Here is a 14,922-nt window from a genome sequence, read left to right on the forward strand (position 1 = left end):
TTTTCGGGACATTATCCCAAGTTATTGACAGCCCTTTTGACAAAAAAGTTTTCTTCTCTACACTTTTTCCAAAAAGTCTTACAATAAAGCTATGAAAGGAGCTGATTCCCATGTTTTCCCTCCCTATCCAGCTGAACCTCTTAGGCCGCTTGCTCTTGTCTGGCCTCTTAGGCGCCGGCATCGGCTATGAGCGGTCTAGCCAGCGCAAGAGTGCGGGTCTCAAGACCCACGTCATGGTCGCCATCGCCTCGGCCCTCTTTACCATTGTTTCCAAATACGGCTTCAGCGACGGCCTCCACTCCTCCTACGACCCGTCCCGGATCGCCTCACTCGTCGTAACCGGCATTTCCTTTATCGGGGCCGGCACCATCATCGTCCATAAGGAGCAGATCTCCGGCTTAAACACGGCCGCTGGCCTTTGGGCAACGGCAGCCGTGGGCGTGGCCATGGGCAGTGGGCTCGTTTACCTGGGGATCAGCGGAGCGGTCTTGATCCTGCTCATCCAGTATATTTTTCGCGACGACCGCCTGGAGCGCTGGATCAAGAACGTCAGCTTAAACCTGCAGATTGAGGCCAACAACCAGCCCGAGATCCTCTCCCTGATCAAGAGTGAGCTCAACCGCAATCAGGTCCGCAATATTTCTGTTAAAATCATAGATGTAACCGATGAAAAAATCGTTGTTGCCTGCGAGGGTGTCATCGACAGCGCCATTGATGAAAATACCATCATCATGAACCTGCGCAAGTATCCTGACCTCAAGAAGATCACCTACTCCCCCGGCAGCAAGTAGCATACAATGGAGGTTTAGATGGCAAACACAATCGACTACCTGCGTTGGCGCGGGGACTTAACTTTTAAGGAAAGAAAATTCAACAGCTTAGACGCATCCCTTTTTTCATCTTTCGCTTACCTGCCCTTTGACCAGAGCACGATCGGCCACTCCCTGGCCGAGGTCTGCCAGTCCATCTTGAAGCAGAAGGAGATTATGGACGATTCCTATGAAAAAAGTGAGCTCCTCTTAATCCCCAAATCTCCCCGCTACCGGGACATCCAAGTTCTGGACTGGGTCGACAAGATGGAAAGCGACCCTGAGCCCGTCCAGTTCAGCGCTGGTGCCTTCCGCCTAGATGATCGCACCATCCTGGTTGCCTACCGAGGCACCGACCGTAGCATGATCGGCTGGAGCGAGGACATGGTCATGAACTACACGCCCCAGATCACTGGGCAAAAAATCGCTGCTAAGTATTTAAATAAGGTAGGAAAAGCATTTCCTAACGACCAGATTTTGATCACCGGCCACTCCAAGGGCGGCAACTACGCCCACTACGCCCTGGCCTTTGCTGACCCTAGCATCCAAGCCCGGATCATCCGCTCTTACAGCTTTGACGGGCCGGGCTACCGCCACCAGATCTACGGCACCGAGGGCTTTCAGGCTAACCAGCAGAAGATGAAGACCTACATGCCCGAGAGCTCGATCGTCGGCTGCATGCTAGACCACCCTGAGCGAGTCCTGGTCGTTAAGTGCACTTCCCCCGCCACCAGCCAGCACGACCCCCGGGTCTGGAGCGTAGGCCGGGACAGCTATGTCTTGGCCAAGGGCTTAACGGCCACAGCCCGGATCATTCGGCACTCCCTAATCCAGTTCAACCACACCATTCCCGCGGAAAAAAGAGGTGAGATGTGGTCCGCCCTCTTTGATGCCTTTGGCAGCCTGGACATCACCAAGGTCCAGCAGATCAGCGGGATCGCGGGCACCTACCGCTTTGGCCGAGCCTACTTTGCCATGGAGCCGGAAATGCGGGCTATTTTCCGGCAGATTTTTAACAAGATCATTGAAACGGCCAGCCAGAGCTTGTCCTTAACCCTCAGCAACCGGGCCGCTCCTTACCAGGACTTGCCAGAATACAACGACTCTAAGCGCGGCCCCATCTTCTTTGACGCCTATGACATCGTCCAGGAGGGGCAAGAGGATCAGGGGAAAACTGAAAGTACTAAAAATAAAGAAAGCAAAACTAATACCAATGATGCAAATTTAGGCAAAATAAAAGAGTGAAATCTTGCGATTTCGTTCTTTTTTGTTTGTCATGAATTTTCTTTATTTCGGGGCAACATACTACCTGGAAGAGAGCCCCAAAAAAGCCACCGCACGCGCGGTGGCTTTACTGTTAACCTTGATTGTTATCGTGGGCCTTATCCAGGTTGGAGAAGCGGTTATATGGCTTAGAGAACATCAAATTAGCTGTCCCCCGCCGACCGGATCTGTTCTTTTCGATAATAACTTCAACTTCAACGTTTTCTGGGTCTTCCTTGGGTTCGCTGTCGTCTTCGTCCTCATCCCGGTAGTAGTCATCCCGGTACAAAAAGCCAACGATATCGGCGTCCTGTTCGATTGAGCCTGATTCTCTCAGGTCAGACAGGATCGGCCGCTTGTCTTGTCTTTGTTCAACTGACCGGGACAGCTGGGACAGGGAAATGACCGGCACGTGCAATTCCTTAGCCATCTTTTTCAGCTGCCGGGAGATCGCGGAGACTTCTTGCTGACGGGATTCTGTCTTCGGCCCTTCAATCAGCTGCAAGTAGTCGATCACGACTAAGCCCAGGCCATGCTGCTCTTTTTGCAAGGCGAGACATTCTGACCGGATTTCGCTGATCTTGATGCCGGGCGTGTCGTCGATAAAAATCGGTGCCTGACTTAGGACGTTGGCTGCCATTTCCAGCTGCCCCCATTCCTTTTCTTCCAAAACCCCGGTTCTGAGGTGCTGGGAGTCAATTAGCCCCGTCGAGGCCAGCATTCTCTGCACCAGCTGCTCGCCGGACATTTCTAGAGAGAAGACCGCTACCGGCAGCTTCTCGGTCACACCGACGTTTTTAGCGATGTTCATGGCAAAAGAAGTCTTACCAACGCCGGGCCGGGCCGCCAGGATGATCAATTCGTCTTCATGCAGCCCCGTCGTCATTTCGTCCAGGGTCTTAAAGCCGGTCCGGACCCCCGTAACTACGTCCTGGTTTTGGGCATTTTGGGAGATCTGGTCCACGGCCCCCTTGACCAAGTCAGCGATGTTGTGGAAGCCGCTGCTGCCGTTTTCGTTAGAGACATTCATGATCTCGCTTTCGGCATTGGTCAGGATGTCTTCTACGCTGTCTGCGCCTTGGACAGCGCTAGAAATGATCTTTTGGCTGGCATTGATCAAGTTGCGCAGGATCGCCTTTTGGTGGACGATTCTGGCATAGTCTTTAGCGTGAAAAGAAGTCGGCGTCGCTGCCAGGATTTCTGACACATAGGCCATGTCGCCCAATTCTTCCAGCTGATTGCGCCGCTTCAGCTCCTCTTGCAGGGTCACCAGGTCAATGGACTTGTTCTCATCGTACAAAGCCAGCAGCGCGTTATAGATCAGCCGGTTAGCATGTTCATAGAAATCATTGGGCTCTAAGACCGAGTTAACGTCATTAATGACTTCTGGGTCAATAAAAATGGCCCCTAAAACTGCTTTTTCAGCAGCAGAATCATGAGGAATCTGCTGTGCAACAAGATTATCCATTAATCACGACTTCTTTGCTAATTTTCTTGAGTAACGTGTACCCGGACCTTGGCCTCAATGCCCTTGAAGAGCTTAACAGGCACGTTGGTGTAGCCCAAAACCTTGATTGGCTCGCGCAGTTCCAGCTTATGCTTGTCCAGCTTGATGCCGTATTGCTTGTCCAGCCCTTCGATGATCTTCTTGCTAGAGATGGAGCCAAAGAGACGGGAGTCGCTGCCAGCCTTGGACTTGAGTTCAACGACCGTGCCATCAGCTTCCAGTTGCTTCTTGATTTCAGCAGCTGCTGCCTTTTGAGCTTCGTATTCAGCCTTTTCGTTGGCTTCTACCCGCTTCAGGGTGTTCAGGTTGCCCTTGTTGGCTTCCTTAGCCAGACCGCGCTTGATCAGGTAGTTTTGGGCGTAGCCGTCTGGCACGTCCTTAACTTGACCGCGCTTGCCTCTACCCTTTACGTCTTGCATAAAAATAACTTTCATATTCGTACTCCTTTTCCGTGTTAAGTCTATTACTAGTATTTTAGCTGTTTTCCGCTAAATACTCATCGATGGCGCTCAATAATTTTTGGCAGGCTTCATCGACGCTAATGTCCTTCAGCTGGGTAGCCGCATTTGACAGGTGGCCGCCCCCGCCCAGTTTTTCCATGATGACTTGGACGTTGATCTTGCCCATGGAGCGGGCGGAAATGCCAATGCTCTCGTTGCTTCGTCTGGTGATGGCAAATGAGGCTGCCACCCCTTCTAAGTCCAGGGCAGTGTCAGCGGCCTGAGCCGTGATGATCGGATCAATGATCTTGTTTTCTGGTCCCTGCATGATGGCCATCTTTGGCCGCAGCATCTGCAGGCTGGATACCAGGTGGGTTCTGACCAAGAAACTGGAGATGTCCTCTTTCAGGATCTCGCTGACCAAAGATGAGTCGGCCCCGATCGAGCGCAGGTAGCTGGCCGCATCAAAGGTTCTGGTGCCCGTTCTCAAGGAGAATTCCTTGGAGTCGACCGTGATCCCGGCCAGCATGGCCGTGGCTTCTAAGTTGGTCAAGACCCGGTTGTCTTCTTCAGGCTGCTGATATTCAACCATCTCGGTAACCAGTTCGCTGGCTGAAGAAGCGTATGGCTCAACATAGGTCAGCATTGGGTTTTCAGGGAATTCTTCGCCACGCCGGTGGTGATCGATGACCACGATCCGATTTTTCAGCCGGTTGTACAGGTTCTGGTCATAAGTGATCGAGTACTTGGAGTGGTCGACCAGGACCAAGAGGGAATTCGGCGTTGCCTCCACATTTGCCTCTTCTGGACTGATAAAGAGGTCCAGCTTAGGGTTCTTAGCCTGCATCTTTTTCACTAACCGGTCCACGTCATAGTTGCAGTGCTCGGTATCTAGCAAAAAGTGGGCCTTGACCCCGTGCAGGCGGGCGATCTTGACCACCCCAATTCCGGAGCCGACAGAGTCCATATCGGGCCGCTGGTGGCCTTGAACGAAGACTTGGTCAACATCCTTAAAGAGCTCGCCAAGGGCCTGAGAGACCATTCTAGCCCGGACCCGGGTGCGCTTTTCCATTGGGTTGGACTTGCCACCGTAAAAGCGGGCTACTTGCCCTAATTCTCTTAAGACAACTTGGTCCCCGCCTCGGCCAAGAGCCAGATCCAAGTTGGCCTGAGCCTGGTTGGCGATTTTTCTCAAAGACTCCCCGCCGTAGGCAATCCCAACTGACAAAGTCAGCGGCGTATTGTTCCGGCTGGTCTCCAGGCGGATCTTGTCCAAGACAGAGAACTTGTCTTCTTCCATGGCCTCTAGGTCTTGCAGGTGGGCCAATAAGAGGAAGTGGTCTTCGTCGATCCGCTTCAAGAAGGAGTTGAACTTTTTAGCATAATCGTTCAAGGTCGTCTGCAGGTAGGTACTGGTTCTAGCCAGCTCCTGGTCGTGCATGCGCTCGCTCAGCTCATCATAGTTGTCAATAAAAATTTGCCCGATCGCCAGGCGCTCAGCCCGGTACTTGTCGGCAATATCGGCATAGCGGGTGATGTCCAAGAGGTAGATGACCCCGATGGAGTCTTGGACCACCATCTCAAACTGCCGCTCGCCCCACTTGACGACCTTGCTTTGGGAGGTCTTGGCCTCCAAAGCTTCGTCAACCAGCTTGCCCAGCTTTTTATCAACAGACTCAATGGTCTTGCCGATCGCGTCCTGGTCGCCCAGGTACAGCTGCAAGTAAGGGTTGACCCACTGCACGTGTCTTGATTCATCATAAAGCAAGATCCCCAAGGGCATCTTAATCATCGCCTCTTGCTCGCCGCGCTTGATGCGGTAAGAGAGGTTGGCTGCGTAATCGTTGGTGTTTTGCGCCAGAATGTAAATGCCAAAAATTGCCCAGAAGATCTCCAAAATGAAGATGAGGAGCATGGCCACACCGAAAATCGCATTGATAAAGAAGGCAACGACCGTGCTGATCACCGTAAGCAAAAAGACGCTGAGAACGGCAATGAGCAGGCGGGAGTCCTTAACGAATTCCGGCAATTCCAGCTTGCGTAAAAATTTTTTCATACAATTTCTTCCACATTTCAAAGCAGATTAAACTATGTCCATTATAACCTACTCGGCCCAAAAACAGAAAAACAAAAAAGCCAAAGCTAAGCTTTGGCTTTTTGTTTATTGTTTGATCTTAGTCTTCAGCTACGAATGGCAGAAGGCCCATGATACGAGCACGCTTGATAGCGTTAGCAACCTTGCGTTGGTTCTTAGCGCTAGTACCAGTGACACGACGTGGCAAGATTTTACCTCTTTCTGAGATAAAACGTTTCAACAGATCAACATCCTTGTAGTCTACGTAGTCGATGTGGTTAGCTGCGATGAAGTCAACCTTGCGACGACGACGACCACCTCTTCTTTGTTGAGGCATGTCTTCAGATCCTTTCTATCAGTAGTTAATTAAAATGGAAGATCGTCATTGGAGACGTTAACCGGACCTTCAGTATCGCTAAATGGGTTAGCGTTGCTGCCGCCGAATGCGTCTTGCTTGTTATCTTCGTTAAATGCGGCATTACCAGCTGCTGGAGCTTGGTTATTGCCGAAACCGGCATTGCTATTGTTGTTCGGGGCGTAGTTACCATTGTTGGTATTGTTCTTAGCAGCAAAATTATTGTTGCCTCTGGCTGCGAAGTTGTTGCCGCCATTAGCATTATTGTTGCTGTAGCCACCGTTATTATAACCGCCGTTTTGTTGACGGGCTTCACGCTCGCGGCGTGATTCAAGGAGTGAGAAGTTATCGACTACAACTTCGGTAACGTAAACCCTCTTCCCGTCCTTGTCATCATAGCTTCTGGTCTGGATGCGGCCTTCGATGCCCACCAAGCTCCCCTTGCTCGTAAAATTGCTGAAGTTTTCAGCAGCCTTGCGCCAAATGACACAGTTGATGAAATCAGCGTCTCTTTGGCCTGAAGCATTGGAAAACTGCCGATCAACGGCTAAAGTGAACGTAGCAACCGAGATGCCGCTCCCAGTGGTACGTAATTCAGGATCACGTGTTAAACGGCCAACAAGTACAACGTTATTAATCATACTCATTTCCTTTCTATTCCTGTATTACGGAAAACTACAATTACTTGTCTAACTTAACAGTCATTGAGCGCAGAACTGAGTCATCGATCTTGCTCAAACGAGCAAATTCGTTAACGGCAGCAGCGTCAGTAGCAGTAAAGGTCATGATGTAGTAACTACCTTCACGATACTTTTCGATTTCGTATGCGAAACGACGCTTGCCCCAGTCCTTAGCTTCAACCATTTCACCACCATTGTCAGCGATCACCTTAGTGTACTTGTCAATAATGGCCTTCTTTGCTTCGTCATCAACGTCTGGCTTGATGATGTAAGTAATTTCGTACTTGGTTGTCATGGACTATTGCACCTCCTTTTGGACTAAATGGTTCTTGCTAGAATCAAGAACAAGGAGTAATTTGATCTAATTACTCGCAATGCTTAATTTTAGCACAAAAAACAAAAAATTACCAAACTTTTTTACACGTGATCCGGAGAGTTTTTTCCCTCCACTTATTATTACGCCAAAAAGTCCGATAATTTTTTTATTTCCCGTATATTTTTGTATTTCATCCGGGTTTCAAGATCTGTAAAAACTAGTCTTCGCTATTTTTGCTGTTTTCAGTGTTTTCTGCTTCAGTTTCAGAGTTTTCTGTATCAGCTGCATTGTCTTCTTCTTCAGCAGGCACCACTGCTAGACTAGCCACGGAGTTGCCTTCATCAACCTTGATCAAGCGAACCCCCATCGTGGAGCGGCCCGTTTGGGACACGTCGCTGGTCTTGAAGCGGATCATGATCCCGTCAGTCGTGATCAGCATGATGTCGCTCTTGCCGTCGACTACCGCTACGCCGGCCAAAGGACCGTTCTTTTGACCGATCTTGGCGGTTTGGATCCCCTTGCCGCCCCGGCCCTTGACTGGGTATTCCGTAGCTGGCGTCCGCTTGCCGTAGCCCTTTTCAGAGATGGTCAAGACTTCGTCTTCAGCCTTTAAAACGCCTGAGCCGACCACGTAGTCGCCGTCTCTTAAGTTGATGCCGCGAACCCCGGCAGCGCTCCGGCCCATGGACCGGACGTCTTTTTCATTAAAGGTTACGGCATAGCCTTGGTGGGTGGCGATAAAGATGTTTTGACTGCCATCGGTTGCCAAAACGTTGGACAATTCGTCGCCATCCTTCAGGGTCAAGGCAATCAAGCCGTTGGTTCTGATGTTTTCAAACTCGCTCAGCTTGGTCTTCTTGACCGTGCCCAGCTTGGTGATAAAGAAGGCGTAGCCGTCTTCGTCATTGTCGCTCTTTGGCACATTGACCATAGTTTGGATGTGCTCGCCCTTTTCCAGCTGCAAGAGGTTGACGATTGGCAAGCCCTTGGCATTGCGGCCAAATTCTGGGATTTCGTAGGCCTTCTTCATGTAGACCTTGCCCTTGTTGGTGAAGAAGAGCAGGTAGTCGTGGGTGCTGGAGTAAAGAAGGTGCTCGATAAAGTCGCCCTTTTGGACGCCCATCCCCTTGATCCCACGGCCGCCGCGGTTTTGGGTCTTGAAGTCGTCGATCAGCATCCGCTTGATGTAGCCTTGGTGGGTCAAAGTCAGCAGGACCTTTTGCTCTTCGATCAAGTCTTCATCTTCCAAAGTAACGACTTCGCTAGCCGTAATCTGGGTCCGGCGCTTGTCGCCAAAACGCTTTTGGATGTCGAGCAGTTCATCGTAGATGATTTGGTCGATCCGTTCTGGCTTAGCCAAGATGTCCTTGTAGTCCGCAATCTTGACCAAAAGGTCTTGGTATTCAGCCTCAACCTTATCTCTTTCCAAGCCCGTCAGGCGAACCAGCCGCATGTCCAAGATGGCTTGGGCTTGGCGGTCGTCTAACTTGAAGCGGCTGATCAAGCCTGCCTTAGCGATGTCGCTTGATTCAGAATTTCTGATCAAGTTGACGATTTCGTCAATGTGGTCAAGGGCAATCCGCAAGCCTTCCAGGATGTGGGCTCGGGCTTCGGCCTTGTCCAAGTCAAACTTGGTCCGGCGGGTGATGACGTCTTCTTGGTGGGCCAGGTAGTGCTGCAACATTTCCTTCAAGGTCAAGAACTTCGGTGCGCCGTCAACGATGGCCACCATGTTCATGGCGAAGTTGGACTGCATCTGGGTTTCCTTGAAGAGGTTGTTCAAGACCACGCTGGCGCTGGCATCCCGGCGCACGTCGATGGTGATCCGCATCCCGCTTTGGTCAGATTCGTCCCGAATGCCAGTAATCCCGTCGATCACCTTATCGCGGGCCAATTCAGCAATCTTTTGGACCAGTTCTGCCTTGTTGACCAGGTATGGAATTTCGGTAACGACGATTCTTTCCCGGCCGCTCTTTTCGGTTTCAATTTCAGTCTTGGCCCGAACGACAATATTGCCCTTGCCCGTTTCATAGGCATGCAAAACGCCGCTTCGGCCCATCAAGATCCCGCCAGTTGGGAAGTCAGGACCAGGAATAGCCTTCATCAATTCCCTGGTCGTCACATCTGGATCCTTCATCAGCATGTGGATGCCAGAAATAACTTCCGTCAGGTTGTGCGGCGGAATATTGGTGGTCATCCCGACCGCGATCCCGCTAGAACCGTTGACCAAAAGGTTAGGAATCCGGGCTGGCAAAACGGTTGGCTCGTTTTCCGTGTCATCGTAGTTTCTTTGCCAGTCGATGGTGTTCTTGTTGATGTCCCGCAGCATTTCCACTGCGATCCGGCTCATTCTGGCTTCGGTATAACGCATGGCGGCTGGCCGGTCCCCATCGACGGAACCGAAGTTGCCGTGCCCGTCAACCAGCATGTAGCGGTAGGCAAAGTCTTGAGCCATGTGGGCCATGGACAGGTAAATTGAGGAGTCGCCGTGTGGGTGGTATTTACCCATAACGTCCCCGACGATTCTGGCACTCTTTTTATACGGCTTGTCTGGGGTCACGCCCAGTTCGTTCATCCCGTACAAGATCCGGCGCTGAACAGGCTTTAAGCCGTCACGGACGTCCGGCAGAGCCCGGGCGACGATGACGGACATCGCGTAGTCCAAGAAGGAGCTGCGCATGGTTTGCGTCAGATCGACATTTCTAATTCGGCGATCTTGTCCTTGATTATCCATTTACACTCTCCTTTACGCATCCAAGTTTTCAACGTACTTGGCGTTGTCTTCGATGAACTTCCGTCTAGGGCCAACTTCGTTGCCCATCAGCATTTCAAACACAGCATCCGCGTCTTTAGCGTATTCTGGGTCAACCCGGTCCAGGCGCCGGTTTTCTGGGTCCATCGTGGTTTCCCAAAGCTGAGAAGCATCCATTTCCCCCAGCCCCTTGTAGCGCTGCACGATTGGCTTTGGACTTGGCTGCAGGGTTCCCAAGTAGTCATGGAGTTCTTCGTCAGTGTCCAGGTACTTGATGATCTTACCCTGCCGCACTTGGTACAGAGGCGGACGAGCGATGTAAACGTAGCCTTTGTCGATCATTGGCCGCATGTAGCGGTAGAAGAGGGTTAGCAGCAAGGTTCTGATGTGGGCCCCGTCGACATCGGCGTCAGTCATGATGATCAGCTTGTGGTAGCGGGCCTTGTTAACGTCGAAGTCCGCCCCAAAGCCGGTTCCCAAGGCCGTAAACAAGGTTCTGATTTCTTGGTTGGCTAAAATCCGGTCCATTGAAGCCTTTTCCACGTTCAAAATCTTCCCCCGGATTGGCAAAATTGCTTGCGTCAAGCGGCTCCGCCCTTGCTTGGCACTGCCGCCAGCGGAGTCCCCTTCGACGATGAAGAGCTCAGAAATGTTCGGGTCATTGCTGGTGTTGTCGGCCAGTTTCCCTGGCAGGTTGGCGATTTCCAGACCTGACTTCTTTCTGGTAACTTCTCTGGCTCTCTTGGCCGCCACTCTGGCTCTTTCGGCCAATTGCCCCTTTTCCACGATCTTGCGGGCTTCTTGCGGATTTTCCATCAAGAAGGTCGCAAAGGTTTCAGAAAAGGCCCGGTCAACAGCGGTTCTGGCGTCTGAGTTGCCCAGCTTGGTCTTGGTTTGCCCTTCAAATTGCGGATTTGGGTGCTTGACTGAGACAACTGCCGTCATCCCTTCCCGGATGTCTTCCCCAGAAAGGTTGTCGTCGCCATCTTTCAAGATCTTGGCCTTGTGGGCGTAGTCGTTGACTACTCTGGTCAAGGCTGTCTTAAAGCCGGCTTCGTGCATCCCGCCTTCGTAGGTGTGGATGTTGTTGGCAAAAGTCATCAAGGTCGTCTTGTAGCCAGTCGTGTATTGGAGGGCCACTTCCACGTCAATGCCTTCGTACTTGCCTTCAACGTAGATTGGGTCGTTAAAGAGGACTTCTTGACCCTTGTTTAAAAAGGCTACGTATTCCTTGATCCCGCCTTCGAAGTGGTAGACGTCGGTTTCTGCCGTGTCCTTTCTCAGGTCGGTAAAGGTCAATTTCAAGCCCTTGTTCAAAAAGGCCAGTTCCCGAATCCGGTTCTTCAAGATCTTGTCGTCAAAGACCGTTGTTTCGGTAAAGATGTCTGGGTCTGGCCAAAAGTGCACAATCGTGCCGTGTTCAGTCAAAGGAACGGTGCCAACTTCGTGCAATTCTTCCACCACTTGACCATGGTCAAAGGCAATGTGGTACTTCTTGCCGTCCCGCATAACCGTGACGTTCAGCTTAGTAGACAAGGCGTTGACGACTGAGGCCCCAACCCCGTGCAGACCACCGGAAACCTTGTATCCGCCACCGCCAAACTTACCGCCGGCGTGCAAAACGGTATAAACAGTTTCTACGGCTGGCCGGCCCGTCTTCTTTTCGATGTCGACTGGGATCCCCCGGCCGTCGTCTTGAACGGTCACGCTGTTGTCTTCGTTAACAGTGACTTCAATCTTGGTCGCAAAACCGGCCAAGGCTTCGTCGATCCCGTTGTCGATGATTTCCCAAACCAGGTGGTGCAGGCCTTGGGAACTGGTTGAGCCAATGTACATCCCTGGACGCTTACGTACGGCTTCCAGGCCACCAAGAACTTGAATTTGGCTGGCATTATACTTGTCAGCTTCTTGTTCAAACTTCTTGGCATTTGTTAACTTGTTATCTTCGTCTGCCATTTAACCCTTCCTCTTTTTCTAAAATGCGGCCGGCATGGATGTAATAAATCCGCGGCTGTTTGACTATTTCCTGGGAAATACCTTCCAGATCTGTTGTCGTAATAAAGGTTTGCGTCTTGCCATGAATGAAGTTAAGCAAGGCAGCCTGCCGATGCTGGTCGAGTTCGCTCATCACGTCGTCGAGCAAAAGGATTGGTTCATCCCCTGTCAACTCCTTGATCAGCTGAATTTCGGCTAATTTCAAACTTAAGGCAATGGAACGCTGCTGGCCTTGAGAGGCAAAGAGATGGGCATTCTTGCCATCCAGTTGAAACTCCAGGTCGTCCCGGTGCGGCCCCAAGAGGGTCGTCGCCCGGCGCAATTCATCGTCCTCAATTTCCGCAAAGCGCGCAAGCAGCTTGGCCTTGATGGTCTGAGCATCATTGCCAGGCGCAATGGTCTTAGCCGAAGGCCGGTAGATGACGGTTAAGTCCTCTCTAGCCCCGCTAATTGCCTGGTAGGCACTAGCGGCGTAGCGGTTGAGGCCAGCCAGGTAGCGGTAGCGCCGGGAAATGATTTCACTGGCGCTAGTCGCCACTTGCTCAGTTAAAACGCTCAACAGCACCTTATCGCTAGCCTCTCTTTTGGCCAGCTGCTTTAAGTAATTGTTTCTCTGCTGCAGAGATTGCCGGTATTGACTGGCAAAGTAGAGATATTCGGGATTAACCTGCCCAAATTCTAGGTCCATGAAGCGCCGGCGCAAGGCCGGTGCCCCCTTGACCAGTTCCAAGTCTTCTGGTGAAAACAAGATCGCCTGCAAGTGACCCACGTACTTGGACAGCCGCGGCTGCTCAATCCGGTTGACCCAGGCGCTTTTGCCCTTTTTAGAAATTACCAGGCGCAAGTCGATGTCCACCTGCTTTTGGTGGACCCGGCCAGCCAAGCTGGCAAAATCCTGGTCAAAGTTGATCAGCTCCCGGTCGTTATTGGTCCGGTGCGAGCGACTTAAGGCCAAAAAATAAATAGCCTCAAGCAAATTGGTCTTGCCTTGGGCATTTTCACCTAAAAAAATATTGACATGGGGGTCAAAAGTTAAATCCAGCGGCTCCAGATTCCGGAAGCCGCTTTGCACAAACCGCCCCAGGTACATTAAAGTCCCTGAACCAGCTCGTAAGTTTCTCCTGCAACCTGCAGCCGGTCGCCAGGATAGAGCTTCTTGCCTCGGCGGTCTTCGCTTTCGCCATTGAGCACCACGGGATTTTCCCGCAGGTACCACTTGGCTTGACCGCCAGAGGAAACAATACATTCATCTTTGAGAAATTGACCGAGGGTGATGAATTCACCATTAATCGCAAAAGTTTTGATAAGCCTTCACCTTCAACAATAAAAAACTAGTATTCCATCTATAAATTATAGTCGTTTTTCGGGAAAAACTCAATCAAAAAGGCCATTTTTAGGGCCTCTACGGCCCGATTTCCCTTTTTAGTATCATGCCACATATTGGCGGTAAAAACTTATACAAGCCGAAATAAGCCCTTATAGGCGTTTCTTGCATAAAAAAAGCCACTCAGAATGAGTGGCTTTTCCTAATTTTAAAATTAGAAGGTTCTGATTGGGGTAATCAGCTGAATAAAATCAATCTCGTTATCATTTGGCACAACCGTGAATGGGCGCAGGGCTTCGGTGAAGTTGATGACCACAATGTCAGTTACAGAAGCTCTTAAAGCGGCACTCATGTAGTCAGGGTTAAAGGAAATGGTCAAGCTCTTCCCTTCAATGCCCAGGTTTTCTACGGTTTCTTCCACCTTGCCCAGGTCTGGAGAATTACCAGTCAGGTTAACTCGGTTATTTTCAGCATCAATTTCCATTTGCACGGCGTTGGTCCGGTTAACGTGGGTCACCAGGCTGGCCCGGCTCAAGGCACTGAGGAGGTCAGACACGTGGAACTGCACGCTGGTCGATGACGTTGCTGGAAGCAGGCGGTCCACGTTTGGATAAGCCCCTTCAAGCAGGCGGGTGTAAAAGGACAGGTTGTCAAAGTCAAAGCGGACTTGGCTGTCGCCCAAGAAGACCTTCAAGTCTTCGTCTGCATCCGCGATCAGCTGGGCCAGTTCTTGCAGATTTTTACCAGGGATAATCAAGGACAAGTCTTCGCTTGGACCATTGTCAACGCCAACTACCCGTTGAGACAGACGGTGAGAGTCAGTTGCCACAGCCTTGATTTGCTTTTGGCTAAAAGTAAAGCTGACCCCAGTCAAGGTTGGGCGGCTATTATCAGTGGCCACGGCGAAAACAGTCTGGGTAATCAGTTCTCTTAAGGTCTTGGCAGAAATTGCGAAGGATTGGTCATCGCTGATTTCTGGCAGGCGCGGATAAGCGCTTGGGTCTAAGCCATTGATCATGTATTCAGCGTGTTCTGACGTGATCTTGATCTGGTTTCCTTCTTGGACGTCAAAAGTAAAGTCCTTGCCTGGCAGCTTGCGGACGATATCGCTAAAGAGGTGGGCCCTAACAACGATTTCACCAGTTGACGCGATTTGCAGGTCGTCAGCAGCCTTAACCAAGAGTTCAATCGAGATATCGGTGTTGCTCCCAGTCATGACTAAGCCTTCATCAGTCAAGACCATCTTGATCCCTTCCAAAATTGGAATGGTGCTGCGAGATGAGGTGGCTTTTAGAACAGAATTTAAATTGTTAATAAAATAACTGCGGTTGACAGTAAACTTCATCGTTTCCTCCTTGAGCAGGTTTCTTTATTATTCTTATTATTATATTTAAGTAGATGTAGTAG

The 14,922-nt window shown here is 50.9% G+C and carries 13 protein-coding genes; 2 read left to right on the forward strand and 11 right to left on the reverse strand.

What is annotated here, in order from left to right; all coding sequences use genetic code 11:
- The first annotated feature begins 110 nt into the window (after nucleotides 1–110).
- Together FC20_RS04000 and FC20_RS04005 are read left to right on the forward strand one after the other, a co-directional pair.
- Nucleotides 111–791: an MgtC/SapB family protein gene (locus FC20_RS04000; protein WP_009557446.1), complete on the forward strand. Its 681-nt coding sequence runs from the start codon at nucleotides 111–113 to the stop codon at nucleotides 789–791.
- A gap of 18 nt (nucleotides 792–809) precedes the next feature.
- Nucleotides 810–2,054: a DUF2974 domain-containing protein gene (locus FC20_RS04005; RefSeq protein ID WP_008459550.1), complete on the forward strand. Its 1,245-nt coding sequence runs from the start codon at nucleotides 810–812 to the stop codon at nucleotides 2,052–2,054.
- A gap of 112 nt (nucleotides 2,055–2,166) precedes the next feature.
- Here the strand turns inward: FC20_RS04005 and dnaB are convergent, their stop codons facing one another.
- From dnaB to dnaN, 11 genes are all read right to left on the reverse strand, one after another.
- Nucleotides 2,167–3,540: a replicative DNA helicase gene (dnaB, locus tag FC20_RS04010; RefSeq protein WP_009557442.1), complete on the reverse strand. Its 1,374-nt coding sequence runs from the start codon at nucleotides 3,538–3,540 to the stop codon at nucleotides 2,167–2,169.
- 17 nt (nucleotides 3,541–3,557) lie between these two features.
- Nucleotides 3,558–4,013: a 50S ribosomal protein L9 gene (rplI, locus tag FC20_RS04015; RefSeq protein ID WP_008459551.1), complete on the reverse strand. Its 456-nt coding sequence runs from the start codon at nucleotides 4,011–4,013 to the stop codon at nucleotides 3,558–3,560.
- A gap of 40 nt (nucleotides 4,014–4,053) precedes the next feature.
- Nucleotides 4,054–6,075 carry a DHH family phosphoesterase gene (locus tag FC20_RS04020; RefSeq protein WP_008459553.1) on the reverse strand — a complete coding sequence of 674 codons (2,022 nt, stop codon included), beginning with the start codon at nucleotides 6,073–6,075 and terminating at the stop codon, nucleotides 4,054–4,056.
- Between the two features lie 118 nt (nucleotides 6,076–6,193).
- Nucleotides 6,194–6,430, reverse strand: a complete 237-nt coding sequence (gene rpsR, locus FC20_RS10035) for a 30S ribosomal protein S18 (RefSeq protein ID WP_003612635.1) — start codon at nucleotides 6,428–6,430, stop codon at nucleotides 6,194–6,196.
- A 29-nt stretch (nucleotides 6,431–6,459) separates the two neighbouring features.
- Nucleotides 6,460–7,089 carry a single-stranded DNA-binding protein gene (gene ssb / locus FC20_RS04030; RefSeq protein WP_008459559.1) on the reverse strand — a complete coding sequence of 210 codons (630 nt, stop codon included), beginning with the start codon at nucleotides 7,087–7,089 and terminating at the stop codon, nucleotides 6,460–6,462.
- 40 nt (nucleotides 7,090–7,129) lie between these two features.
- A complete protein-coding gene (gene rpsF / locus FC20_RS04035) occupies nucleotides 7,130–7,423 on the reverse strand; it encodes a 30S ribosomal protein S6 (RefSeq protein ID WP_008459560.1) in 294 nt (97 codons plus the stop codon).
- A 238-nt stretch (nucleotides 7,424–7,661) separates the two neighbouring features.
- Nucleotides 7,662–10,178 carry a DNA gyrase subunit A gene (gyrA, locus tag FC20_RS04040; protein WP_008459563.1) on the reverse strand — a complete coding sequence of 839 codons (2,517 nt, stop codon included), beginning with the start codon at nucleotides 10,176–10,178 and terminating at the stop codon, nucleotides 7,662–7,664.
- Nucleotides 10,179–10,190: 12 nt separating this feature from the next.
- Nucleotides 10,191–12,152: a DNA topoisomerase (ATP-hydrolyzing) subunit B gene (gene gyrB / locus FC20_RS04045; RefSeq protein WP_008459565.1), complete on the reverse strand. Its 1,962-nt coding sequence runs from the start codon at nucleotides 12,150–12,152 to the stop codon at nucleotides 10,191–10,193.
- The gene (recF, locus tag FC20_RS04050; RefSeq protein ID WP_008459568.1) at nucleotides 12,136–13,281 is read right to left on the reverse strand and encodes a DNA replication/repair protein RecF; all 1,146 of its coding nucleotides are present in this window, start codon (nucleotides 13,279–13,281) and stop codon (nucleotides 12,136–12,138) included. Before recF ends, gyrB begins: the two co-directional genes overlap by 17 nt.
- Nucleotides 13,281–13,496, reverse strand: coding sequence for a S4 domain-containing protein YaaA (yaaA, locus tag FC20_RS10040; RefSeq protein WP_081586474.1), 216 nt, complete (start codon nucleotides 13,494–13,496; stop codon nucleotides 13,281–13,283). The genes recF and yaaA overlap by 1 nt, the downstream gene beginning before the upstream one ends.
- Before the next feature lie 233 nt (nucleotides 13,497–13,729).
- Nucleotides 13,730–14,860: a DNA polymerase III subunit beta gene (gene dnaN / locus FC20_RS04055; protein ID WP_008459573.1), complete on the reverse strand. Its 1,131-nt coding sequence runs from the start codon at nucleotides 14,858–14,860 to the stop codon at nucleotides 13,730–13,732.
- Between the last annotated feature and the right edge of the window lie 62 nt (nucleotides 14,861–14,922).

The sequence above is a fragment of the Lactobacillus equicursoris DSM 19284 = JCM 14600 = CIP 110162 genome, from assembly GCF_001434815.1.
Classification (GTDB): domain Bacteria; phylum Bacillota; class Bacilli; order Lactobacillales; family Lactobacillaceae; genus Lactobacillus; species Lactobacillus equicursoris.